Here is a 20,764-nt window from a genome sequence, read left to right on the forward strand (position 1 = left end):
GAGCCAGCGCGGGGTGCCGGGCGTGATCTCGCTGGCCTTCAGCCACGCCTCGTAGCTCGCGGCCGGGATGCGCACGCCGCGCTTGCCCGCGCGGACCGCGCCCTCGAACTCGCCTGCGTTGACGGCCCGGTAGATGGTCATCGGGGCGACGCGGAGCTGTGCGGCGATCTCGGCGACGGTGAGGTACTTGTCTTCGCGCGCGGGCTCGTCAGCCAACGTTGTCGGTGCAACGTTTTCCGTTTTGGAAATTGTTGATTCAGAAGAGGGGTTTGTCGTCATGGTGCGCCTCGGTTTTCTCTTCGGGAAGCTGGATAAATGAGGCTAGGGGTGTTCCGCATTTGTGGGTGGCGAATACGGAATATCGGCGTTTTTTCGATATGAAGTGCGGGGTGCGGATGTGTAGTTCGCGGCCTGTTTTTGCGGGGAGGAGGTCGTAGGTTGTGCGGCCTTGGAGTAGTGCGGCGGCTTCTCCGAATTCGGTGAGGGGTGTGGGGTCGCATCGGATGGGGAGGGCGGCGCGGTCGGCGTCGAGGCCTGCGAGGACCGTGGCTTTGCATTGGGGGCAGGTGCGGAGGTTGGCGGCTCTGGCCCACTCGATGCGGCGGGCTTGGAGCCATGCGGCGGTCACCGTGGTGTCTCGGTGGGGGTGAGGTCGTCGGGGTGGAGTTCGCCGGTTCGGGGGTCGACGCGTTGGCCGTCGATGATCGTCCAGGCGACTAGGTCGGTGGGGTCTCGGGGGTCGTGGGCGGGGGCGTGTGCGTCAGTGCGTCGGCCCCCTTTAGGGGGACGCACTGACGCACTCCCCGCCCTGTGCGTTGACGCACTGGGACGCACTGACGCATTGGGGCTGTGACCTGGGGTTTGAGTGCGTTGCAAGATCAACGCACTCGTTTCAGTGGGAAGATCGTTTTCAGCTATTGACTGCGAGTGCGTCAACGCACTCGATTCCATATCGCTAGCTGCGGAAATGCTATTGACATGATCGACAAGCCAGTGCAGGTTCGCCTTGCGTGAGCCCGGCGACGTCTTCACCCGGCCATCGGCGATGAGAGCCTTCAGCGCCTCCCTGACAGCCTTCTGGGGGTGCTGCTCGCCGCTCACCGCATCCTCGATCTGCCGGCCGGAGGCGCCGGGGGACAGGACCAGGAAGTCGATGATGGCGCCCGCGGCGCCGCGGTGCTTGGCGTCCTTCCGAGACCCGCCAGCGAGCACCAGGCGCCGCGTGGACGGGTCGAACGACAGGAGCCCCTCGGCGATGTCAACGTCACGCCCGAACGCGGAGAAATAGCGGGGTGCGTTTGGTTCGGATTCTCCCTCGTCATTCTTTTCGCGCACGAGCCGCCATTCCACATCGGGCCAGTCGCGCAAACGTGACGCACCCCGTGCGCGCTCCCCGCTATGCCCCATGTGGTGAACCAGTACGGCCTCTTGGACGCCTGCTTCTTTCAGCATTTCGTCGAATGCGACGAGAAACCGTCCGGCTTCCTTGTCCTCAGAAAGGCCGAGGGCGTCGAGGATCGGCGCGAGGCAGTCGAGGACCACCACCGTGGCACCGGAGGCGCGGAGGTCTGCGGCCCATTCGGAGCGGGTTTCGGGGTCGAGCAGGTCGAAGGAGGACAGGCGTCCGCGGAGGCTCACGACGGCGGCGGCCTGCGTGTGCTGGATGCCCTGGTCGCGAAGCCAGCGGCGCACCATGGTCTCGTCGAGTTCGTCGTCGAGCAGCACCACCTTGCCGGTGAACGGCTCCACGGCGAAGGTGTCGAGGAACGGCACGCTGTCTACGAGGGCGCGCATGAGGTTGCCGACGAGGGTGGTCTTGCCCGCCTTGTACTGAGCGGACAACACCACCCGGCCGCCCTTGGGCCACAGCCGGTCGATCCGGTACGCCACGGGTTCGTCGGGGACAGCGAGGAAGGCGTCCAGGGCGATGATGGGCGGGCGCGGGGCGGCGGCCTGGCGGGCTTTCCGGGCGCGCCTGGCGGCTTCCTCGCGCACCTTGATGCGGCGCACCTCGTGGGCGACTTCCCGCTCGAACGCCAGGGCCTCGAGGTCGACGCCGTCGACGGGCGGCTCGTCACCGTCCACGGCGGTCTCGAAAGGGGGTGGCGCCTGAGGGTGGCCAGGCGGCAGCAGGTCCGAGAAGTCGTCGTCGCGTGGTGCACGCTCCTCAACCGCGTCGCGGATCGTGCCCGGGTCAGCGTGGCTGGTCTGGGCGATAGCCCAGGCGAGGATGCCCTGGTACTCGGCGTGCGCCTGCGAGGGTGTCAGGGTGCGTTCGTGGCCGTCGCGGGAGGTCTGCATGGTGAGGCCGAACGCGGTTGCGAGGGTGCGGGCGGCTTCGATGGCGGGGTAGAGGCCGGCGGCGGCTTCGCGCATGGCCCAGGCGGCGGCGGCGAGCATGCTGCCGTGCCGGGACTCTCCGGCCTGTACGGCGGTGTCGAAGCGGCGCAGGACGCCGTGGAGGAGCGCGGGGCGTGCGGATCCCTGGTGGGTGTCGAGGAATGCTTTCACTTCGCGGTCGGTGGCTGCGTCGGAGGAGTCGCCGGTGTCGGGCAGCTGCTCGGCCAGTACGGCGGGGAGTTCGGGGAGCGCGCCGGTGCGCGCCCACTCGTACCGGCCGCCCTGGGCCCGCTTCTCGTGCTCGGAGGGCGCGACGATGATGATGCCGTTCTTCCCCCGCACCTCTCCCCACGCCTTGCCGAGGTGCCCGTTCGAGTTGCCGAGCGTGCGCCCGGGCGGGACGGCGTACAGGTAGTGCCCGCGATCGGGGTCGTGCTCGCGTGTGGATTGGAATGGGCCGGGGACGGTGAGGAGGGCGGCGCGTAGGAGGGGCGGGAGGTCGGCGGGCCGGTCGACGTCGAGCACCACGGCGCCGCTGCGGCCGACGTGGAGGGCGAGGGCGTGGTCCTGTCCGGCGAACCACGCGATCAGCGTCTCGGGGTCACGTGAGGTCTTGGCTGGCCAGCCCTTACCGAGCACGCTCCCGGCGTGCTTCGTGGCCTGGTTGACGGGCAGGACGTACCAGCCGTCGCGGGCGTAGGCGAGGGCGGCGGACAGGGTGTCCTGGTCGGGGGTGATGGCGGGCACGGACAGGTTGGTCACGCGGTCGCCTCCCCGAGCTTGCACAGGCACCTGACGCGGCCGTCGACGACGCCGAGTTCGCGCCAGGCGTGGAAGGGGCAGCCGGGCACGAGGGTGGGGCCGGGCGGGTGGTTGGTGAGCCCCCATCGCGGGTTGTAGGGCCCGCCGGAGGCGCGCATCGGCGTGACGGCTCCGCAGGCGAGGCAGCGGCCGACGTTCCATGACAGCTCCTCGCACCACGTGGTCCGCGATCCGGGGCAGCGCTTCGGTGGAGTGAGCCGCATGGGGGAGAAGACGAGGGGGTTGGCGGTGCCGGGCCATGTGTCTTGGCCAGCGCCGATCGCGCGGCCTTCACAGGTGCCGCATAGGGGCTCACCGGCGGGCAACTGGTCGGTGGTGAGGAGGGATTCGTGGCGGGCGTGCTGGCCGCACCACAGGCTGTAGGAGTTGCCGCCGTTGCGGTGTACGCCTGAGCGGGGGCGGTGCCAGCGGGTCCCGTTCGGGGTGCGGACGTAGCGCGGCCCCGTGGTGAGCGGTGTGCCCCAGTCGATGGCGCGACCGGCGAGGGTGACGCCGGAGCGGGTGAGTGGGGGTTCGAGGGTGACGCTCATGCGGGGGCCTGCTGGGGGTGGTTCATGGTGGGCCCCTCTCGTCGTGGTGTTGGTGCGGTGGTCCGAAGTGCCGTCCTCCGGGGCTCGAACCCGAGGCGCCTGCCAGTACGGCTGGGTGGTGTCGCCCAGCGCCGGGGAAGGGCGCTGGGCGACAGAGGGGTTAGGCGTAGCCGAGGGCGGCGCGCTGCTCGGGGGTGAGGGCGGCGAGCGCTGCGGCCTGGGCGGGGTCCATGCCGGTCGGCGGCGTCCACACCCCCGATGCGGCGGGCGCCGCCGGCTGCGGGGCGGCCGGGGCGGGTGCCTGAGCGGGCTGCGCCCACTGCGGCGCGGGCCCCTGGTTGGCGGGCGTGAACCCGCCCGGGTGCGCGGCCGGGGCCTGCGGTGCGCCGCCGTTCAGGAACTCGTTCGCCTGCGCGGCCGACGGCGGAGAGTAGGTGGCGGAGTACAGCTTGGGCGGGTTCTTGCCTGCCTTCTTCTTCTCGCCGTCGCCGGTGTAGGTCAGAGCCAGCATGCCGCCGACCTCCAGGCTCTTGGCGCCGGACCGGCGCACCGCGTCACGGACGGCCTTGAGGCTGTTGGCCTTGATGTAGAAGGCGCGCTGACCGTCGTCGTCCGCGACCGCGGGGTCGCGGAGGTCGGTCTGGACGGTGACGATCATCTGCATCATCGGCTTGCCGTCGTTCCAGAACTTGAGCTCGCCGGTGTCGAGGTCCTTCTGCTGCTCGACCCTCGGCGGCTGCGTGATGGGACCGCCGACGGTGGTGCCGTACGCGCCGTCGGGGAACTTGGCGGAGGTGATGCCGCCGCCCATCAGGAAGTCCTGGGCCGTGATGTCGATGCTCATGCTGTGCTCCTGTGATGTTGGGTTACTGGGCGATGAGGTCGAGCAGGTCCGACGACGCCTCGGCGGCGACGTCGGGGTCACCCGGGCAGCCCCGGGCGAGATCGGTGGACCCCGGCAGCAGCCAGGGGCAGGACCGGCACCACGAGGCGCGCCGCTTGAGCAGCGGGAACGCCTGGGGGCCGAGGGCGGCGACGAGTTTGGCGATGCCGTCCGCCCGGGAGAGAGCGTCGAGTGCCCGCTGCCGGTCGTAGGGCGCGCTCCAGAGGTAGCGCTGCTTCCACTCCTGGTCGCGCGGCAGCATGTAGATGGCCACGTCGGTAACGGGGTAGCCGCGTAGTTCCCAGCCGAGCCCGTACGTGTGGGCCTGGACTTCGTACTGTTCGCCGGGGTGGTCGTCCTTCTTGTACTGGCGCAGCGTGCTGCCTCCCGGGATCTTCCAATCCCAGACGACGCCGTCGATGTACAGGTCGCTGTTGCCGGAGATGTCTTCGCCGTTGACTTGGCCGACGGTGACGCGCTGTTCCAGCTGGTAGCGGTCGACGCCTTCTTCGGTCCAGCCGGGGGTGTTCATGTTGGCGAGGGTGAGGAGCTCTTCGAGGCCGCGGTGGACGTTGGTGCCGATCCACGGCTTCCACGGCAGAGCCTGGCCGGTGTTGGTTTCGGGGTGGCCGGCGAGCTTGTAGCCGAGGCGGAGGTCGCAGGGGATGCCGAGCTCGGATGGGCCGGGTTCGCGTTGCAGCGAGCGGGGCTGGTTGAGGATGTGCTGTTCGATCAGCTTGTCGAGCTCTTGCTGCTGGTCGAGCACCTTGCGCGAACTATTCATTCCGGGTCTCCGGAGGTCTGGCGTTCGCGTTCTGCGCCCGGTCCGTTGAGGAGGCCAAACGTGATCTTCATAAAGGGGATAGGGAAGATCCTGATCATGGGGAAGCGGCGGTCCTTGTAGAAGCCCCACCCGATGTGTTCTCCCGCGAACTCCAGCTTGATGACGCAACGTCGGAGCCACGCCGGGCCCCAGTTGCCTCGGTAGCCGATTCGTGCCATCACTGGCCCGTCCTTCTCGTCACAGTGCAGATCTCCAACAGGTTGTGCGGCGTGTACCAGGGGCATTCGCCGCAGTAGCAGCGCTTGGGTGCGCAGTGTCCGCCGGTGGGTTCGGGTCGGCCTTCGAGGGCTGCGGGGGTGTGTGCGGGGCAGCGTGGGCCGGGGAGGTAGGGGCGTGTGGGGGTGGCGCCGCAGTGGGTGGCTGCGGCGCCGTTCCAGTGGGTGCAGGGGGTCATCCGGCGGCCGGGGTGCCGCGCATGATGACGACGCCCAACTCCTCCTGGAGATGGGTCACGACCTGCTTGACGGCGTCGCGGCGGACGCTGTCGGCGTTGTCGAGCAGGTATCCCATCTGCAGGGCGCCGCCCTGGATGCGGTAGCGGAACCGCGCGGTGACCACGTACGGCTCGCTGTCGTCGAACGGGGTGAGCCCGAGCTCCAGCTGGCCGGGAACCTCGATCTGGCCCTTGGCGCCGGCGCCGGCGTCGGTTTCCTCGGTGAAGACGAGCCGCTTGTTTCCGTTGGCCAGCACGGTCGCGCTGTTGAAGGTGACGCGGGTCTGGGTCTGGAAGTGCTGGACGAGCTCCAGCATGTCGGCGGCGGTGGGCTTGCGGATGTCGGCGCGGTTGTCGTCGATGAAGTCGGCGAAGTCGGCCTGGCGGATCAGTTTGCGGTCGTGGTAGGTCCAGCGCTTCCAGGCGTCGGTCTCGGCGAGGGTGAGGATGAGCTGGTGGTCGCCCCAGCGAGCGGAGGCGTCGGCGTCGAGGTTCTCGGTCTCGCAGTGGGCGTTGAGGACTGCGGTGATGGTGCCCGCGTCGATGTTGACGTAGGTCTCGGAGTAGGGGTCGGCGTGCTTCTTGTAGTAGGTGAGGAAGCTGGCTGCGTCCTCGACGTGCACGGTGCCGGTTTTGCGGCGGGGGTGTTCGAGGTTGCGGTCGAGGAGGTCGATGGTGGTCACGTGGTTGTCGTGCTTGAAGGCGTAGATGCCGCCGGGCTCCAGGCGTTCGGTCAGTTGCGCCTCCTGGAGGGCTTCGATGAGGGCGTCGTTCTCGGTCCGGGTGGCGGTGGTGGTCACTGGGCGAGGTCCTTCGGCTGGTTGGTGGGGAGGTCGACGCGGCGCAGGCCGGGCAGGGCGATCTGTCGGGGGTCGTCGCGGAGGAGGTTTCCGGAGTCGTCGGCGAAGAAGATGGCCGCGCGCGGCGGCGCCTTGGGTGCCTTGAGGGTGACGTCGCCGCTCACCGCCAACGCGTCCTCGTTGCCCTTCATCGGTTCGACGACGATCTTCAGGGTGAGCTCACCCTTCTTGCCGTGCTCGCGGACGGCGGCCACGAGGTCCTGCATCAGGGCGGCGGCCTGGTCGGCGACTTCGCCGGCGCGGATCTCCTGGAGGATGGCGGCGAACGGCCTGGTCTGGCCGGGATCGTTGTCGGGGTGGTCGGTCACTGGGTTCCTTCCGAGGTGATGGTGGTGGCGCGGTCGGCCTCGGCCGACCGGCGCTTGTGGTAGTCGAGTAGGACGGTCATGCCGCCGCCTGGGCCTGGGCCTTGAGCCTCGCCTCGTAGCGTTCGGCGGTCCGGACGCTGACCTGGAGTTGGAGGGCGGCCTCGTGGACAGAGACGCCGTGGGCGCGGAGCGCGGTGTACTCCTCCAGGCGCCAGAGGCGGGGCAGGCTCGCACGCAGGAGGGGGTATTGGTCGAGGGTGCCCGCCACCATGTGGCGCTTGTAGCAGGAGGCTTGCAGGCCGCGGCCGCCGTGGATGCCCACCTCCTGGCAGCAGGCGCACATGACCTCGATGTTGTGGCTCATCGGGGCACCGCCTCGTCGAGCGGCTGGCCGTACCCGGCGACGCGCAGCAGCGCGCACGCGTCGCCCAGGTGGACGCGGGAGGGGAAGCGCAGCAGGTCCTCCCACTCGATTCCGTCGCTGAGGAGCGCGTGGTCACGCAGCAGCAGGCGGGGAATCCAAAGCGTCGGCAGGTACGCCCACCAGCGGCTGGCGTGGCCGGGGCCGACGCCGTGCCGCTGGAGGACCAGTACGCCGATGTCCGCGCGCGCGTTGAGCCGCTCGGTCTCGGTCTCGCGCATCCAGGCGGCGATCTGCTCGTCTGAGGGTGCCTTGGTCTGCTGGCCGCCCTTGACCTCCCAGCAGATGCCGGGGGTGCCGGTGATGTCGCCCTGGTCGAGGGCGCCGGTGAGGGCGCGCCGCTCGGCGTGCGGGAAGCCGAGACCCCAGAGCGCGCGGACGACCGCGGTCTCGGCCGCGGTGCCGATGTCCTTCGGGCGGCCCATCACACCTCCAGCACGGGGGAGTAGGAGGAGGGGGCGGCCGGGGCCGCGCTGACCGTCACGATCAGCGCGAGCACGGCGGCGGCCAGCAGGCCGAGGAGGACCCCGGCCAGCAGGGCGACGACAACAAGGCGGGTCACGGCGCGGCCCTCCACTGCTCCAGCGAGGTGCGGGCGTCGTGGAGGATCTCGACGAGATCGGCAGTTGTGCGAGCGTGGGCGGCGCGGTTGAGCAGGTCACGGTAGGTGTCCCGCTCCGCCTCCAGCGCGACGCAGGCAGCCTCGTGGACGCACTCGTCGGAGCCGTCGCACTCGGCACGCTCGGCGGGCGGGAGACCTTGCTCGGCCTCCAGCACGCTGACACCGGCCGCGACCGCAGTAAGCAGGTCGCGCGCCCAGGCGAGGTCGTCGAGGATCAGGTCGTCGCCGTTCCCGAAGGACACGGGCACGGCGGGCTGGCCGGTCTCGTGCCGGATGAGGTCGCCCGCGAGCGGCTTGCCGAGCGGGTGCCAGGTGGTGCGTCGGATGGTGCTCACGCGGGCCTGCTTTCTGGGACCGTGAGCCCGCCCGCGTCGCGGGTGCCCTGCGGCCGGTTGTAGGGGTGGGCCCCCGCCGGGCGGGCGGGGGCAGCGCTGATCGCGTCCTGGAAGTCGCGGAGGTCGGGGATGGGCGTGCGCGGGTCGAGCCCGTAGCCGAGAGCACCGCCGACGGCGAGGTAGTCGTGGGCCAGGCAGTCCTCGCCTGCGTCTCCGGCGGGGCACTGGTACATCTCGTTCTCGGTACGGCCGGGGTCTGCGCACCAGCAGCGCGCCGGGGTGTCCTCCTTGAGGAGGGCGAGCCAGTCATCGGCGTCGTTGTCGACGGCGGCGTTCTGGTCGTCGCGGCGGGCGCGGCGACGCGCCAACAGGCCGGTCACCGGTCGCCGCCGATGTAGCGGTAGCGGCGGGCCGGGGCGACGCTGGGAGCGACTCCCCGATCGCGGACGCCCGGCACCAACTCGGCCAGACCTTCGGCGATCAGGTCGCGCATGACGGCGTGCACCGAGTACGTGTGGTCCGTGGCCAGGCTGAGTTTGCGCTGGAGGTCGTAGGCGCTGAGCTCAACGCCGGGCCGCTGCTGGAGGCAGGCCAGGATGCGCGGCTTCAGCTCTGCGGAGCGCTGACCCCACCAGGAACCGATCCCGGAGTGCTTCCTGTAAATGCGCTGGTAGCGCTGGACGGTGCCCAGACTGACGCCCATCCGCTGGGCGATCGCCTCCGGCTTCAGCCCCTGCTCGCGCAGTTCGAGGTACGCCTCGTAGCGGGCCTGCGCCTTGGCCAGCCACCGCTGCCGCGCGGCTTCCATGGCCTGGCTTCGGGCGGGCGGCGCGTAGCCGGGCTTCTCGACGCGGAGCTGAACGTCCCAGCGCCGGGCCTGCTCGTACGACACGCCCATGCGCTCGGCGCCCTGCGCGATGGTGGCGCCGCCCTGCCTCAGCCGGCCGAACTCCTCCCGGCGGTCCGCGGCCTGCCGGGCGTACGCGGCCCTGGCCCTCGTGGCACCGCGTTGCCGGGCCCGCGTGGCGGCGGTCACGGCTTGCCGTCCAGGGCGGCGATCGTGGGGCACGGCCACGTCGGACAGGTCAACCCGTGCTCGCGGCCGCGGCACTCCGGGGCGTGGCCCTCGCAGAGCTGCGGCGGGGCGCAGCAACCGTGCCTGGGGCTTTCCACCTTCAGGTGAAGGTCTCGAACGCGCTGGATCGCCGCTTCCGCCTCCCGGAGGCGCACGAGCACAGCGCCCATACGCTCGCCCATGTACGAGGTGAGGTTGAGGCAGAACAGGTCCTCGCCACCGCCGGGCTGCGGGTGCTCGTGGGCCAGGCGCTGCCGTACGGTCTCGGCGAGGTGTTCGATCAGGGCATCAGTGGCTGAGATGCTGGTCAGCCGCGCGAGCTCGCTCACCGGCCACCGCCGACGCAGCCGCCGGAGATGAGCGTCAGCTCCATCCCCACCTCGACCACCGTCCGCTGCGCCCGCTCCCGGCAGGCCGCATCCCGGTAGAGCACCGCCACGTGCCCGGCGTCCGACCGGCGCGCGTACCCGATGCGCACCGGGTCGCCGTGATTCCACTCGGCGGCGGAGACGAGCTGGCCCTGGTGCAGGTCGACGGCCACCATCACGCACCAGCCGAAGCGGTCTCGCGCACCTGCTCGGCCTCGCGGACGATGCAGTAGACGCTGACCGGGACGCCCGCGAACGTGCTCGACGACCGCACCGTGGTGCAGCCGCCGTCCGTCCGCTCCGTGCACTCCACCATCAGCAGGGCGGCGAACTCGGCGACGGTCTCCCGCTTGAACGCGTGGCCGGACAGCTCACTGGGGGAGTGCGTGGACAGGAACCAGTCGATCTGGGGCGGGCTGGTGCGGACGAGACTCGCCAGCGCGACAGCGGCGCGCTGGCGGGCAAGCCGGTCGAGCAGCTCATCGGACACCGGGCTCCACACGCCGTCGGCGCCCTTGACGACGAGTACGGAGTCAGGGAAGCGGGTCGTCAGGGCGCGGTGCATGTCGCGGGCCTCGGCCTGGTCGGTGGTTGGCTCGGTGCTGCTGATCTGGTCGCCGTCTCGCCAGATGTGGACGGCGTAGCTGATGTTCATGGGGTCGAGCTGCTGCTCGGTCTGGGGGATGATGTTCATGAGACTCGTGTCCCTTCGTAGGTGGGGATGGCGGGTCAGCGAGGTCCGGCCCTGCACGGCTGGGCCTCGCCGCAGTTCAGGCGGCTTTTTTCGCCGCGGCCTTGGCCTTCTTGGCCTCACGCATCAGGCGGGCACGCCGCTGCCAGTAGGCGGACTTGGCGCTCTCGGCCCGCTTGAGCCGTTCGGCGTACGGCAGGCGGGCGTCGACATCGCGCAGGAAGTACTCGATGGAGGCCGGCGAGTTGCTGCGGGCTTTCGCTGTGGCCCGGACTCGGTCCTCTTCTCGGGCCCAGCGTGTGTGGGCGGCGATGCGGGCGATGGTGCTGCGCTGCTCGGGGGTGCTCATCGCGTTCCCGCCTCGCTTCCCGCGAGACTGAGGGCGCGCTCGTAGGCCTCGCCGGAGACGATCGCGGCGAGGGGGACGTTGAGCAGTTCAGCGATCTGGCGGCACAGCTGCGGGTGGGCGTACTTGCGGCCCGCCATCACGTTGCTGATGTAGCCGTGGCTCTTGTCGAGCGCCGCCGCGAGTTCGCCCACCTTCCAGCCGTGCGCGGTGGCCAGCGCCCGGATCGTCGCCCCGACTCGCACGTTCTCGGGGTTGAGGTGGTCTGTCATGGGTCCACCGTAGGGAACAATCAGGAACATCTCAAGCGTGATCAGGGAAGAAACAGAAACTGTCGGGAAAGAGTGAAGGCACAATGTTGCGGTAAGTGCCCTGAGCTTCCCGAAGGTTACGGATCTCTAGCCATCAGGCGTTGTGGATTGTTCCCTACGGTTCCCGCATGATTAGGGGCCATGAAGCGAGGACGGGACATCGCGCGAGCAGGCGAGTTCGTCGCCTCCCGCCGGGGCGAGCTCGACCTCACGCAGCAGGAGCTTGCGGAGACGGCAGGCGTCGACGTCAAGACCATCTACAACCTCGAATCAGGGTCCCGCTGGCCCCAGGCTGGCACGAGGGCGGCGATCGAGAAGGCTCTCCACATGCAGCCCGGCCAGCTCCAGCGCGTCTCTGAGGAGAGGGCCACTGACCCGGTTCTCACGGTTGTGCGCCCCGTTGCGGCCGTCGAGACGGTCAAGCGTTGGTTTGCGGCTGAGCTCGACCGGCGGGGTCTGGGCGCGGTGGAGCTCGTGGCGCCGCTCGACACTCTCCGGGCGATGGCCGATGCCAACCGGATGACCTTGGGGGAGCTGCTTGTGGAGTCCGGCCTGGCCAACGCTGAGGAATTGATGGTCCGCCCAGCGTCGGGCGCCGGCTCGGGCCCGGTAGAGGAATTCCGTCGGGAATTCGAGCGCATAAAAGCGTCCCCGTTCCTTTCTCGGAGCGAGAGACGAGCTCTTGAGGAGCAATACCAAGAGATCATGAAGTCGCGTGGAGAAAGTTCCGGGGACGGGTAAACCGATCGGGGTATTCAGGCGACGCGTTCGAGGCGGGTTCGTGCGAGTTCTTCAAGTCTCGCCTGCTCCTCCGCGATCGCTGCGTCGTGTCGGAGCGTGGCGATCCTCAGGCGGACGTGGCTGAGTACCCCGTGATCAGGTCGGATCATCCAGAGTGCTGCGGCGACGAGGCTGGCGATGAGTGTTGCGAGCCAGGACGTCAGGTAGACCCGGATGTCGACGTGGATCAGCATCGCCGTGAAGGTTGCCCCCCACAGCACCGCAGCAACGGCGATGGCGATCCGGCGATTCTTGCGTTCTTTCACGTGCTTCCCCTCCAGGCCGATGGTGCAGGGCGGCCAGACTGCAGCATTCCTTTTCCCGAGGCGTTCGCAGCAGTGGTTGAACTTTAAGTGACGACCCGTGGTTTTGGAACGGGCGAAGCGGCCGAATTTTCGCACGGAATATCGAGTGCTCCGGCGCGAACACGAGTTATCACACAGGGTTACAGTTGCTGCTGGTTGCAATGCGGGATACGAGGCCTATGGGCGCATCCGCGAAGATTGTCCGGTAAGGCTCTTGCTACCCGCCAGGTAGGGCCCGTGACCCAACCGTTAGATGCGGTCGCCCGGCGACAACTTGGCGTGAGCCATCTGAGCGCGTCGGGCCGCCGCTGACCGGCCGTATCGCAGGACCATGCTCAGGCTCTTCCAGCCTGCGATCTCCATCAGGTCTTGCGGATTGCCTCCGCCTTCGAGCCAGTCATCAGCCATGGTGTGCCTGAAACGGTGGGGGTGCGCGCCCTGGACGCCCGCCTCGTCGCCGCGCCGGTACACCATTTGGCGGATCCCCCAGCTGGTGAACTGGCCTTTGGGGCTCAGCCACAGCCATTCGGAATCGGCGCGGGGGTGCCGGCTTCGCGCGCGGATGTAGCGGTCGAGCGCTTGAGCGGCCTTGGCGGCAATCGGCACGAAGATCTCGTTCCCGCCCTTGAGCCGGATGCGCAGCAGGCCGTCCTTCAGCTTGACGTCGGACCGTTCGGGATCGGTCGAGTAGCGCAGGCCGGCCAGGCCGGAGATGCGCATGCCGGTGTCGATGAGGATGCGGAAGATGGCGGTGTCGCGGCGATCGGCGAACGTCGACCCCGAGCACGCCTTGAGGAGCGCGCGGAGTTCGTCATCGTCGAAGACGGGCTTCGCCTTGTCGGGAACGGTGGGCGGTGCAACATTGGCCATCGGGTGACCGACGGTGCGCTCCTCCTCGCGGATGAGCCAGTTGAACCATGCCTTGAGGTTGCGCCAGTGCTTGTGCGCGTTGCCGGGCGAGGTGGCCTTGGCGCCGCACGAGCAGGGCATGGTCTGATCGTCGTCGGTCCAGCAGCCGCTGAGGGTGGCGGCGAGGAAGATCCGGATGTGGTCGGCGGCTACGCCGTCGACGGTGATGGGCATGTCATGCTGATCGAGGTAGTTGCAGAACTGCCTGCCGGTGAGGTTGTAGGAGGTGATCGTGCCTGTGGATCGGTTGGCCGATTTGAGCGCCAGCGCCCAGGAGTCGATCATGCTCCGCAGGGGTGCCGAGGTATCTCGGCTGCGCTTGGGAGTCACGCGCGGATACTATGCTGTGGTCTTAGTGTGCCCGCCAGTGTCTGAGGGGATTGCTGTGCCCTCGCGCTGGTCCGGGCACTGATTTCTAGGGGCGTTAGCTCAATTGGCAGAGCTGCGGACTTTTAATCCGTAGGTTCCGGGTTCGAGCCCCGGGCGCCCTACCCTTAAAAACCGTGTCTGACCTGGGGTTTCTCGATTCTCGCCGCCTGCTGCGAGGGCCGAGGTTGGCCCGTGGTTGTCCGGCGGTTGCTCTTCGGCACGGTCCCGGCACACGGACGGGCGTCACGCGTCCCGGTTCGCCCTTGATTGTCAGGCCAGACCCATAGGAAGGCCGGGAAAGCATTCATCCGGAAGATCTGGTCGGCGCCTCGATCTAGATTGTGTGCCTGGAACCGCGTCAAGATTTGATCATGCCTGTCATCTGTCTGCGGCCTGTACCGCTTCAAAACTCGTACACATGGCCTGAGCTGGTGTTTCTTTGGGCTGGCTAGGCTGCTCGGTGGTACTCGTTGATCGCTCCGCTGAGCACCCTGCGGCGCTGAATCCGGCCTTCCAGCGCGACAACAACGTGCTCGTCTTGATTGGGTGGGCATTGTTGGCGGGACTGGTGCGGGCGATGGTTGTTGTAGTGCTCGGCGTACTCCTCCAGGACCGATCTCAGGTGACGTTCGTCGTAGATCAGCATCCGGTCGGTGCATTCGGCTCGGACGGTGCGCACCCAGCGTTCGGCGTAGCAGTTGGCCCGAGGTGTCCGCGGTGGCGTCTTCATCACCGTGATCCCCTCGTCGGTCAAGATCTGATCGAAGGCGGCGGTGAATTTGGCATCCCGGTCTCGGATGAGGAAACGGAACGAGGTAGCCCGGTGCCCGAGATCCATGAGCAGGTTGCGGGCCTGCTGCGCGGTCCAGGCTCCGGTGGGATGGGCGGTGACGCCCAGGATGTGTACGCGTCGGGTCTCCACCTCCATCACGAACAACACGTACAAGCGCTTCAAAAAGATCGTGTCGACGTGGAAGAAGTCACAGGCCAACAGCCCTTTCGCCTGCAGGCGCAGAAACGTCCGCCACGAGGTGTCGAAGCTTCGTGGCGCCGGCGGTTGTCGGCGTGAACGCAGAATCCGCCGCACCGTCGCCGCGCTGACCTGCACACCGAGCCGCACCAGTTCGCCGTGGACTCTCCGATACCCCCACCTCGGATTCTCCTGGGCCAGACGAAGGACCAGCTCCCTGACCTCTCTGCTGGCTCCGGGACGGCCGGTGCGGTGGGGGTAGGTCCAGGAGCGTCTGATCAAACGACGATGCCAGGCCAACAAAGTGCCGGGGGTCACAAGCCGATGAGACCGCAGCACCGACGGCAGGAAGCGGGCCAAGGCCGCGAGAAGCGCCCGATCGACCCAGTCCGGCTTCGGCCGGACGACCTGACGCTTCAACACGGCCACCTCATGGCGGAGCACCATGATCTCCACATCCTTGGAAGCCTGACCACGACCCAGCAACACCAGCCAGCCAAACACCCGGATCAAGGTCAGATACAGCAGACGAACCGACACAGACCGCGATCTTGCCTGCGCGGCTCCTGGAGGTCAAAACCGCAGATCAAGCACTACACGATGAGTTCTGAAGCAGTACAGGGAGAGGAGTTCGCCATCGACACCGGCCTGCCAACGTCGATGACCGACGCTCTGAACCTTTGAGGTTTGAGACCCACGAGAGGACCATCCCCGCGTGCGCGGGGCAGACACGTACTCGCCGGGCGCGACCAGAGTGGTCGGGGGAACATCCCCGCGTGCGCGAGGCAGACGGGCCGTTACCGGTAGAGCCCTGTCACCCTTGAGGAACATCCCCGCGTGCGCGAGGCAGACACTTGCTGACCTGCGATGTTGTGAGCCGAAGCGGCGGTTTTCGTTCGGGTGGATCCGGCGGAGGGTTTGGGGAGGATGAGGCTGTGGTTGATGGGGTGCCAGCAGTCGTCGTGCGGGGAGCTGACGTGTACCGCTTCAAAAGTCGTCCACATTGGTCTGAGCTGGCGTTTCTTCGGATCAGCTAGGCGGCTCGGTGGTACTCGTTGATGGCTCCGCTGAGCACCTCTCGGCGCTGAATCCGGCCTTCCAGCGGTACCACGACGTCCTCGTCTTGATCAGGTGGGCGTTGCCGGCGGGACTGGTGCGGGCGATGGTTGTTGTAGTGATCGGTGTACTCGTTCAGAACCGAGCGAAGGTGGCGTTCGCTGTAGATCAGCATGCGGTTGGTGCATTCGGCTCGGACGGGTGCGGATCCAGCGTTCGGCGTAGCAGTTGGCGCGGGGCGTTCGTGGGGGTGTCTTCATCACCGTGATGCCTTGGCTGGTGAAGATCTCGTCGAAGGCGGCGGTGAACTTGGCGTCCCGGTCGCGAATGAGGAAGCGGAATGAGGTGGCCCGGTGTCCGAGGTCTAGGAGGAGATTTCTCGCCTGCTGAGCGGTCCAGGCACCGGTGGGATGAGCGGTGACACCCAGGATGTGCACTCGTCGTGTCTCCACCTCCATCACGAACAGCACATACAGGCGGTTCAAGAAGATCGTGTCGACGTGGAAGAAGTCGCAGGCGAGCAGCCCGTTCGCCTGCAGCCGTAGAGACGTCCGCCACGAGGTGTCGAGATTTCGTGGCGCCGGCGGTTGTCGGCATGAACGCAGAACCCGCCGTACGGTCGCCTCACTGAGGCTTTTCCAACCTGAGCGCGCAGGCCAGAGCGGGTGCGTGAGGGTGGGTTGAGAGAAGAGAAGGCTCCCGGTAAGACAGCAGTCGACCAAGATCCGATGCCCTGATCAGGAGCCCTGGGTGCTGCCTTACCCTGCCGCGATCTCGCTGTCCACTCGCACGCTGTCTCGCCTGGCCGATCTCCTGCGAGCTCGCCACGCCGAACAGCGTTCCCGCTGGCGACGCCTGCAGCCCGCCCGTCAGGCGTTACTCGTCCTGGCCCACCTGCGCAACGGTGACACCTACGTCCGTCTGGCCTGCGGTTTCGGTATCGGGAACCACCACCGCCTGGCGCTACGTCCGTGAAGCCGTCGACCTGCTGGCCATCCTCGCCGACGAGGTGCACGCCGCCATCACCCGAGCTGCCCGACTGGCCTACGTCATTCTGGACGGGACTCTCATCCCGATCGACCGACTGGCTGATGAGAAGCCCTTCTATTCCGGCAAGCGTCGCCGTCATGGGGTGAATGTTCAGGTCCTGGCCGATCCGGCAGGCCGCCTGGTGTGGGCCTCACCCGCGCTTCCCGGCGCCACCCACGATCTGACCGCCGCCCGCACCACCGACGTGATCGATGCCCTGACCGTGGCTGGGATCAAGGCCTTCGCCGACAAGGGCTATCAGGGTGCCGGCGGGACGATCCGCACGCCATTCAAGCGGCACCGTCACCGTCCACGGCTGTCCCGCCACCAGAAGTCGGTCAACCGAGCTCACGCCCGCATTCGCGCCATCGGCGAACGCGCCGTGGCCACCCTGAAGACCTGGAAGATCCTGTCCCGCATACGCTGCTGCCCGCGTCGAGCCACCGCGATCGTGCAGGCCATCCTCGTCCTTCAAGCTGCGGAAGACGGCCGCTGATCAAGATGGAAAAGGCTCACTGACCTGCACACCGAGCCGAACCAGTTCACCATGGATCCGCCGATACCCCCATCTGGGGTTCTCGCGCGCCAGGCGGAGAATCAGATGCCGGACCTCTTTGCTTGTCCAGGGACGCCCGGCACGGTGTGGGTGGGTCCAGGAGCGTCTGACTAGACGTCGATGCCAAGCCAAGAGGGTGCCTGGGGTGACCAGCCGATGAGCTCGCAGCACTGCCGGCAAGAAGCGAGCCAAGGCCGCCAAGAGCGCCCGAGCGGCCCAGTCCGCTCTCGGCCGGACGACCTGCCGCTTCAACACGGCAACCTCATGTCGGAGCACCATGACCTCGACATCCTTGGATGCCTGGCTACGGCCCAGCAGGACCAGCCAGCCGATCACACGGATCAAGGTCAGATACAGCAGACGAACCAGCACGAACTGCGATCTTGCCCGTGGTGCCTCTGGAGGTCAAAGCCGCAGATCAAGCATCACGCGATGAGTTGTGAAGCGGTACACCCAGCCTCGCCGCCGCCAGGACCCGGCGGACCGTCCCCTCTCCCACCCGCAACCCAAGACCAAGTAGCTCGCCCCGGATCCAGAAGCCGAACCAACACGAGAGACGAGCCTAGAAGACCAGATCAAACCCTCATTGCCGGTTTCTGGCACCGGACAAGGCCAGACGAAGGAGCACGGCCGATCATCATGCCGCATGCGTTCGCCCTCTCCCGGTGGTTGGAGCTCGCGCCGCGACGCGAAGCCTCCAGATGGCCACGACCTGGGCGGATGTGATTATCGGCAGGCGCACAGCGGTCAAACGGTAGATGCTGAGCGTCACATCGCAGGCAAGTCCAAGTCATCATCTTCGCTGATCCGTGGAAGGCGTCTGGCGATGTCTCCGGATGTCACTATGTCGCGAACCACGTCGACCATTTCTGACGCGCCTTTGTTCTTGATGATGACCAGGTCCGGCATGCTCAAGTATCTGCCGCTAAGCGACTGACCCGATATGACCTCGCGTTCCATAATTCGCGCGACCTCCTCTTTGGTCATCATACAGGCACTATATCTAACACCGTCAGGCAAAGTGATAATAGAGTCTCCAAGCTCCACGCATTCCGGATCCATTTCTCCTAGCCGGAGAATGTCAATGGTGAATGATTCTTCGCCCCAGGAGTAGTATGCGCTATTTGCCGTAGAGCTGTTGGAGTCTTTTGATGACTTTGGATTCATTTCTTTTGTTAGCCTTTCCGACAATCACAATCTTGTCGCCGACCTTTCTAAAGAAGAAGCCGCCCGCCGTTTTCGGCTCGCGCGTAGCTTACATCGGTCCCCGTCAGATATTCGTTCCCCTTTCCGGAGTTCATATTTCCTTTCGAAAGTGACATGCGGCGGATTGCCGATCACCACCATCACGGGCACCCTGCGCTTGATGTCGTTCGCCCTGTCCCGTGCCTCCTCCATCACGCGGTATGGCGCGCCCAGCGTTCCCTGCGCATGGTTCGGATCGGCTAACGCGTTGGTGAGAAACCGCAGAGCTTGAGGCGGGGTCTCCACCCCGAACCGCCTCTGGAACGATCCATGAATACGCAGTTCAGCGACCGCGTACGGGGCAACCTGGATCTCGAACCCGATCAGCCGATCGGTCACTAGGTCGTTGACATAACCTGATTGATCCTCATGTCCGAGCGTCAGGTAGCGAGACCGTAAGCGCATCGCCCTGAGTCGCTGCCGCTTGAAGCCCTGTGAGAACTCTCGGCGGGTACCTAAACTCGCTCGCGACCATGAACCTCAGAGAGCGCCAACTGACACCGGAACTCATTCGGACATGGTGCAGAACTCACTTGTAGAACCGCTCTGCGGGTCATGATCGAGGTCATCGGTGTCCGTAGCCGTCCATGCACTTGCGGCGCGTAGAGCCTGTACACGCGGCCTCCCCGAGCCATGCAGCGAATTTCCCAAACGGCGTGCTGTTGCTCACCACACGGCTACGTCTCTAGCTTCATAGCCCTCGGGATCGTTCGAAGGAGACGGGTTCGGGTGGACGACAAGGTTTGGGTTGTGATCGTGATCGGGCTGTTCTCGATCATCGTGGCGCTGGCCGCCGCCATCCTGCGGAGCATCGGTGGTGACCGGGTTCCCGTGGCGATTCAGGGCGGAGCCGTAGCGTTCGTCGCCACGATGACGTTGGGGCTGGTCGTGGCGAACGCGCTGGGGATCGTGTGAGCAGCACGCGGGCCGCTATGGCCGAGGGCCACCGGCTGGCCAAGGTGTGGGACGCGGTGGACGGCCTGACCGGGCTCGTCTCCCCGTTGGTCGCGTATCATCTGGCGCTGCGTGTGTTCTTCCTGCACGGCTTGAGGAAGCTGCAGGAGGCGAACCCGGCTCCGTCCTGGCCGACGTGGGCGACTCTGGTCGCCGGTGCAGGCGGCCAAGGTACGGGGCAGTCACTGGGTCACCTGCTTTCGGAAGTACGACTACCGGACGAGAGCCTCCAGGGACGTTCCCACTCGAGGGAGGACATTGTCTCGCTCAGCCCATCCCCCGCAGCAGACCGACAGTTGGGGACGCTCGTTTTGGCGCTGGATTCGGTGAACGAGTCTCGTGACCTTTTCGAGGACTGTTTGGAGCGGTTCTCCACTCGGCACGGGGTACGCGGCGAGTACTACACCCCCCGCGCGATCGCCCAGCTCATGGCAAGCATGCTCGCGCCGCTGGAAACGGACCGGATTCTCGATCCGGTGTGCGGATCGGGAGGATTCCTCATCGCAGCGGCACAGCATGTAGCGGCAAGGCCCATCGCAGGAGACCCTCCTGCGATGCATGGCCTGGACGTCAATAACGAAGCCCGCCGCATTGCCATGATGCGTTTGGTCCTGCAAGGTCTCGATGCGGAGATCGGCGTCAACCCCGTGGATACCTTGCATAGCGGCCTCACGCCCTCCTCGTTCGACGTAGTGCTCGCCAATCCGCCGTTCAACATGTCCAACTGGGACTACACCGGCAAGCTCCGTAACCGCTCGTGGGGCTATGGCACTCCACCCAAGGGGAACGCCAACTTCGCCTGGCTGCAGCGCATCCTGGAGACGCTCAACGCCACGGGACGAGCAGGTGTGTTGCTCGCCGCTGGCGCAGCGACCGGCTCGCGTGTTGGTGAGCGGCTGATCCGTCAGCGGTTGCTGGAGGACGACGTGGTGGCCGCGATCGTGGCGCTGCCCGACAAAATCTTCCGACACACCAAGACAGCCGCGTGTGTCTGGCTGCTGAGCAAGAACAAGAGCGCGAACCCGCATTGGGGACGTCGTCCTCGCCAGGAACACGTCTTGTTCGTCGATGCCAGTCGTACGGCGGAACGCGTCGCCGGCAGGCAGCACGTGCTGTCCCGGGTTGGAGCAGACCGAATCCATCGCACGGTGTCGGCCTGGCGTGGGATCGGTGCCGAGGCCTATGAGGACCAGGAGGGCTGGTGCCGCTCCGTCACGCTGGAGGAAATAGCCGCCCGAAACTACGACCTGCTGCCGATCCGCTACGTCAAGGCCACCGTGCCCCAATCTAAGTCCACGGAGATCGAGAGGCTCACGCGTGAGTTGTACGGGCATTTCGACCAGGCCGCCCAGCTCGAACGGCGGCTACGCGAACTTCTGGAAAAGGGCTGAGCGGACGCCAA

At 66.9% G+C, this 20,764-nt stretch carries 27 protein-coding genes, 1 tRNA gene and 2 pseudogenes; 5 read left to right on the forward strand and 25 right to left on the reverse strand.

Annotated elements, in window-relative coordinates; translation table 11 throughout:
- The 19 genes from ACIBKY_RS53390 to ACIBKY_RS53480 form a co-directional block, all read right to left on the reverse strand.
- The coding region (locus ACIBKY_RS53390; RefSeq protein ID WP_397110101.1) for a helix-turn-helix transcriptional regulator at positions 1-216 on the reverse strand (216 nt) is incomplete at its 3' end.
- A gap of 408 nt (positions 217-624) precedes the next feature.
- On the reverse strand, positions 625-3,102 hold the full coding sequence (locus tag ACIBKY_RS53395; RefSeq protein WP_397110103.1) for an AAA family ATPase: 2,478 nt from the start codon (positions 3,100-3,102) through the stop codon (positions 625-627).
- Positions 3,099-3,692 carry a hypothetical protein gene (locus ACIBKY_RS53400; protein WP_397110105.1) on the reverse strand — a complete coding sequence of 198 codons (594 nt, stop codon included), beginning with the start codon at positions 3,690-3,692 and terminating at the stop codon, positions 3,099-3,101. The genes ACIBKY_RS53395 and ACIBKY_RS53400 overlap by 4 nt, the downstream gene beginning before the upstream one ends.
- Positions 3,693-3,852: 160 nt before the next feature.
- The gene (locus ACIBKY_RS53405; protein WP_397110107.1) at positions 3,853-4,536 is read right to left on the reverse strand and encodes a hypothetical protein; all 684 of its coding nucleotides are present in this window, start codon (positions 4,534-4,536) and stop codon (positions 3,853-3,855) included.
- Positions 4,537-4,558: 22 nt separating this feature from the next.
- The gene (locus tag ACIBKY_RS53410) at positions 4,559-5,359 is read right to left on the reverse strand and encodes a hypothetical protein (protein WP_397110109.1); all 801 of its coding nucleotides are present in this window, start codon (positions 5,357-5,359) and stop codon (positions 4,559-4,561) included.
- The gene (locus ACIBKY_RS53415; RefSeq protein WP_397110111.1) at positions 5,356-5,577 is read right to left on the reverse strand and encodes a hypothetical protein; all 222 of its coding nucleotides are present in this window, start codon (positions 5,575-5,577) and stop codon (positions 5,356-5,358) included. Before ACIBKY_RS53415 ends, ACIBKY_RS53410 begins: the two co-directional genes overlap by 4 nt.
- 232 nt (positions 5,578-5,809) lie before the next feature.
- Positions 5,810-6,652 carry a DUF2303 family protein gene (locus ACIBKY_RS53420; protein WP_397110113.1) on the reverse strand — a complete coding sequence of 281 codons (843 nt, stop codon included), beginning with the start codon at positions 6,650-6,652 and terminating at the stop codon, positions 5,810-5,812.
- On the reverse strand, positions 6,649-7,020 hold the full coding sequence (locus ACIBKY_RS53425) for a hypothetical protein (protein WP_397110115.1): 372 nt from the start codon (positions 7,018-7,020) through the stop codon (positions 6,649-6,651). Before ACIBKY_RS53425 ends, ACIBKY_RS53420 begins: the two co-directional genes overlap by 4 nt.
- A gap of 76 nt (positions 7,021-7,096) precedes the next feature.
- On the reverse strand, positions 7,097-7,384 hold the full coding sequence (locus ACIBKY_RS53430; protein ID WP_397110117.1) for a hypothetical protein: 288 nt from the start codon (positions 7,382-7,384) through the stop codon (positions 7,097-7,099).
- Positions 7,381-7,866: a hypothetical protein gene (locus ACIBKY_RS53435; RefSeq protein ID WP_397110119.1), complete on the reverse strand. Its 486-nt coding sequence runs from the start codon at positions 7,864-7,866 to the stop codon at positions 7,381-7,383. Before ACIBKY_RS53435 ends, ACIBKY_RS53430 begins: the two co-directional genes overlap by 4 nt.
- Positions 7,866-8,003, reverse strand: coding sequence for a hypothetical protein (locus ACIBKY_RS53440; RefSeq protein WP_397110121.1), 138 nt, complete (start codon positions 8,001-8,003; stop codon positions 7,866-7,868). The genes ACIBKY_RS53435 and ACIBKY_RS53440 overlap by 1 nt, the downstream gene beginning before the upstream one ends.
- Positions 8,000-8,398 (reverse strand): hypothetical protein, encoded by a 399-nt coding sequence (locus tag ACIBKY_RS53445; RefSeq protein ID WP_397110122.1) that lies wholly within the window; start codon positions 8,396-8,398, stop codon positions 8,000-8,002. The genes ACIBKY_RS53440 and ACIBKY_RS53445 overlap by 4 nt, the downstream gene beginning before the upstream one ends.
- Positions 8,395-8,778 (reverse strand): hypothetical protein, encoded by a 384-nt coding sequence (locus ACIBKY_RS53450; RefSeq protein ID WP_397110124.1) that lies wholly within the window; start codon positions 8,776-8,778, stop codon positions 8,395-8,397. The genes ACIBKY_RS53445 and ACIBKY_RS53450 overlap by 4 nt, the downstream gene beginning before the upstream one ends.
- Positions 8,775-9,434: a helix-turn-helix domain-containing protein gene (locus ACIBKY_RS53455; protein ID WP_397110126.1), complete on the reverse strand. Its 660-nt coding sequence runs from the start codon at positions 9,432-9,434 to the stop codon at positions 8,775-8,777. The genes ACIBKY_RS53450 and ACIBKY_RS53455 overlap by 4 nt, the downstream gene beginning before the upstream one ends.
- On the reverse strand, positions 9,431-9,802 hold the full coding sequence (locus ACIBKY_RS53460; RefSeq protein WP_397110128.1) for a hypothetical protein: 372 nt from the start codon (positions 9,800-9,802) through the stop codon (positions 9,431-9,433). Before ACIBKY_RS53460 ends, ACIBKY_RS53455 begins: the two co-directional genes overlap by 4 nt.
- Complete coding sequence (locus ACIBKY_RS53465) at positions 9,799-10,017, reverse strand: hypothetical protein (protein ID WP_397110130.1); 219 nt, start codon at positions 10,015-10,017, stop codon at positions 9,799-9,801. Before ACIBKY_RS53465 ends, ACIBKY_RS53460 begins: the two co-directional genes overlap by 4 nt.
- Entirely contained in the window at positions 10,017-10,535 is a 519-nt protein-coding gene (locus ACIBKY_RS53470) for a hypothetical protein (RefSeq protein ID WP_397110132.1), read from the reverse strand. The genes ACIBKY_RS53465 and ACIBKY_RS53470 overlap by 1 nt, the downstream gene beginning before the upstream one ends.
- A 76-nt stretch (positions 10,536-10,611) precedes the next feature.
- Positions 10,612-10,881, reverse strand: a complete 270-nt coding sequence (locus ACIBKY_RS53475) for a hypothetical protein (RefSeq protein WP_397110133.1) — start codon at positions 10,879-10,881, stop codon at positions 10,612-10,614.
- Positions 10,878-11,150: a helix-turn-helix domain-containing protein gene (locus ACIBKY_RS53480; protein ID WP_397110135.1), complete on the reverse strand. Its 273-nt coding sequence runs from the start codon at positions 11,148-11,150 to the stop codon at positions 10,878-10,880. Before ACIBKY_RS53480 ends, ACIBKY_RS53475 begins: the two co-directional genes overlap by 4 nt.
- Positions 11,151-11,330: 180 nt before the next feature.
- On the opposite strand from ACIBKY_RS53480, the gene ACIBKY_RS53485 reads away from it, so the two are divergent.
- Positions 11,331-11,930: a helix-turn-helix domain-containing protein gene (locus ACIBKY_RS53485; RefSeq protein WP_397110137.1), complete on the forward strand. Its 600-nt coding sequence runs from the start codon at positions 11,331-11,333 to the stop codon at positions 11,928-11,930.
- Positions 11,931-11,944: 14 nt separating this feature from the next.
- On the opposite strand, the gene ACIBKY_RS53490 is transcribed toward ACIBKY_RS53485, so the two are convergent.
- Positions 11,945-12,235, reverse strand: a complete 291-nt coding sequence (locus ACIBKY_RS53490; RefSeq protein WP_397110139.1) for a hypothetical protein — start codon at positions 12,233-12,235, stop codon at positions 11,945-11,947.
- A 288-nt stretch (positions 12,236-12,523) separates the two neighbouring features.
- Positions 12,524-13,468: a tyrosine-type recombinase/integrase gene (locus tag ACIBKY_RS53495; protein ID WP_397110141.1), complete on the reverse strand. Its 945-nt coding sequence runs from the start codon at positions 13,466-13,468 to the stop codon at positions 12,524-12,526.
- Between the two features lie 133 nt (positions 13,469-13,601).
- Between ACIBKY_RS53495 and ACIBKY_RS53500 the strand changes: the two genes are divergently transcribed.
- Positions 13,602-13,674: transfer RNA gene (locus ACIBKY_RS53500), tRNA-Lys, on the forward strand.
- A gap of 326 nt (positions 13,675-14,000) precedes the next feature.
- Here ACIBKY_RS53500 and ACIBKY_RS53505 read toward each other — a convergent pair.
- Positions 14,001-15,062 (reverse strand): integrase core domain-containing protein, encoded by a 1,062-nt coding sequence (locus ACIBKY_RS53505; RefSeq protein ID WP_397110143.1) that lies wholly within the window; start codon positions 15,060-15,062, stop codon positions 14,001-14,003.
- Between the two features lie 493 nt (positions 15,063-15,555).
- A pseudogene (locus ACIBKY_RS53510) lies at positions 15,556-15,765 on the reverse strand (integrase core domain-containing protein); the annotation flags it as partial.
- A gap of 563 nt (positions 15,766-16,328) precedes the next feature.
- On the opposite strand from ACIBKY_RS53510, the pseudogene ACIBKY_RS53515 reads away from it, so the two are divergent.
- Positions 16,329-17,103 (forward strand): annotated as a pseudogene (locus ACIBKY_RS53515) (transposase family protein).
- 828 nt (positions 17,104-17,931) lie between these two features.
- Here ACIBKY_RS53515 and ACIBKY_RS53520 read toward each other — a convergent pair.
- Positions 17,932-18,153 (reverse strand): hypothetical protein, encoded by a 222-nt coding sequence (locus ACIBKY_RS53520; protein WP_397110145.1) that lies wholly within the window; start codon positions 18,151-18,153, stop codon positions 17,932-17,934.
- A 201-nt stretch (positions 18,154-18,354) separates the two neighbouring features.
- Positions 18,355-18,747 carry a hypothetical protein gene (locus ACIBKY_RS53525; protein ID WP_397110147.1) on the reverse strand — a complete coding sequence of 131 codons (393 nt, stop codon included), beginning with the start codon at positions 18,745-18,747 and terminating at the stop codon, positions 18,355-18,357.
- A gap of 390 nt (positions 18,748-19,137) precedes the next feature.
- Between ACIBKY_RS53525 and ACIBKY_RS53530 the strand changes: the two genes are divergently transcribed.
- Positions 19,138-19,323: a hypothetical protein gene (locus tag ACIBKY_RS53530; protein WP_397110149.1), complete on the forward strand. Its 186-nt coding sequence runs from the start codon at positions 19,138-19,140 to the stop codon at positions 19,321-19,323.
- Positions 19,324-19,340: 17 nt separating this feature from the next.
- On the forward strand, positions 19,341-20,753 hold the full coding sequence (locus tag ACIBKY_RS53535) for an N-6 DNA methylase (RefSeq protein ID WP_397110151.1): 1,413 nt from the start codon (positions 19,341-19,343) through the stop codon (positions 20,751-20,753).
- Positions 20,754-20,764 lie beyond the last annotated feature (11 nt).

It is taken from the genome of Nonomuraea sp. NPDC050394 (assembly GCF_044459065.1).
In the GTDB taxonomy this organism is placed as follows: domain Bacteria; phylum Actinomycetota; class Actinomycetes; order Streptosporangiales; family Streptosporangiaceae; genus Nonomuraea.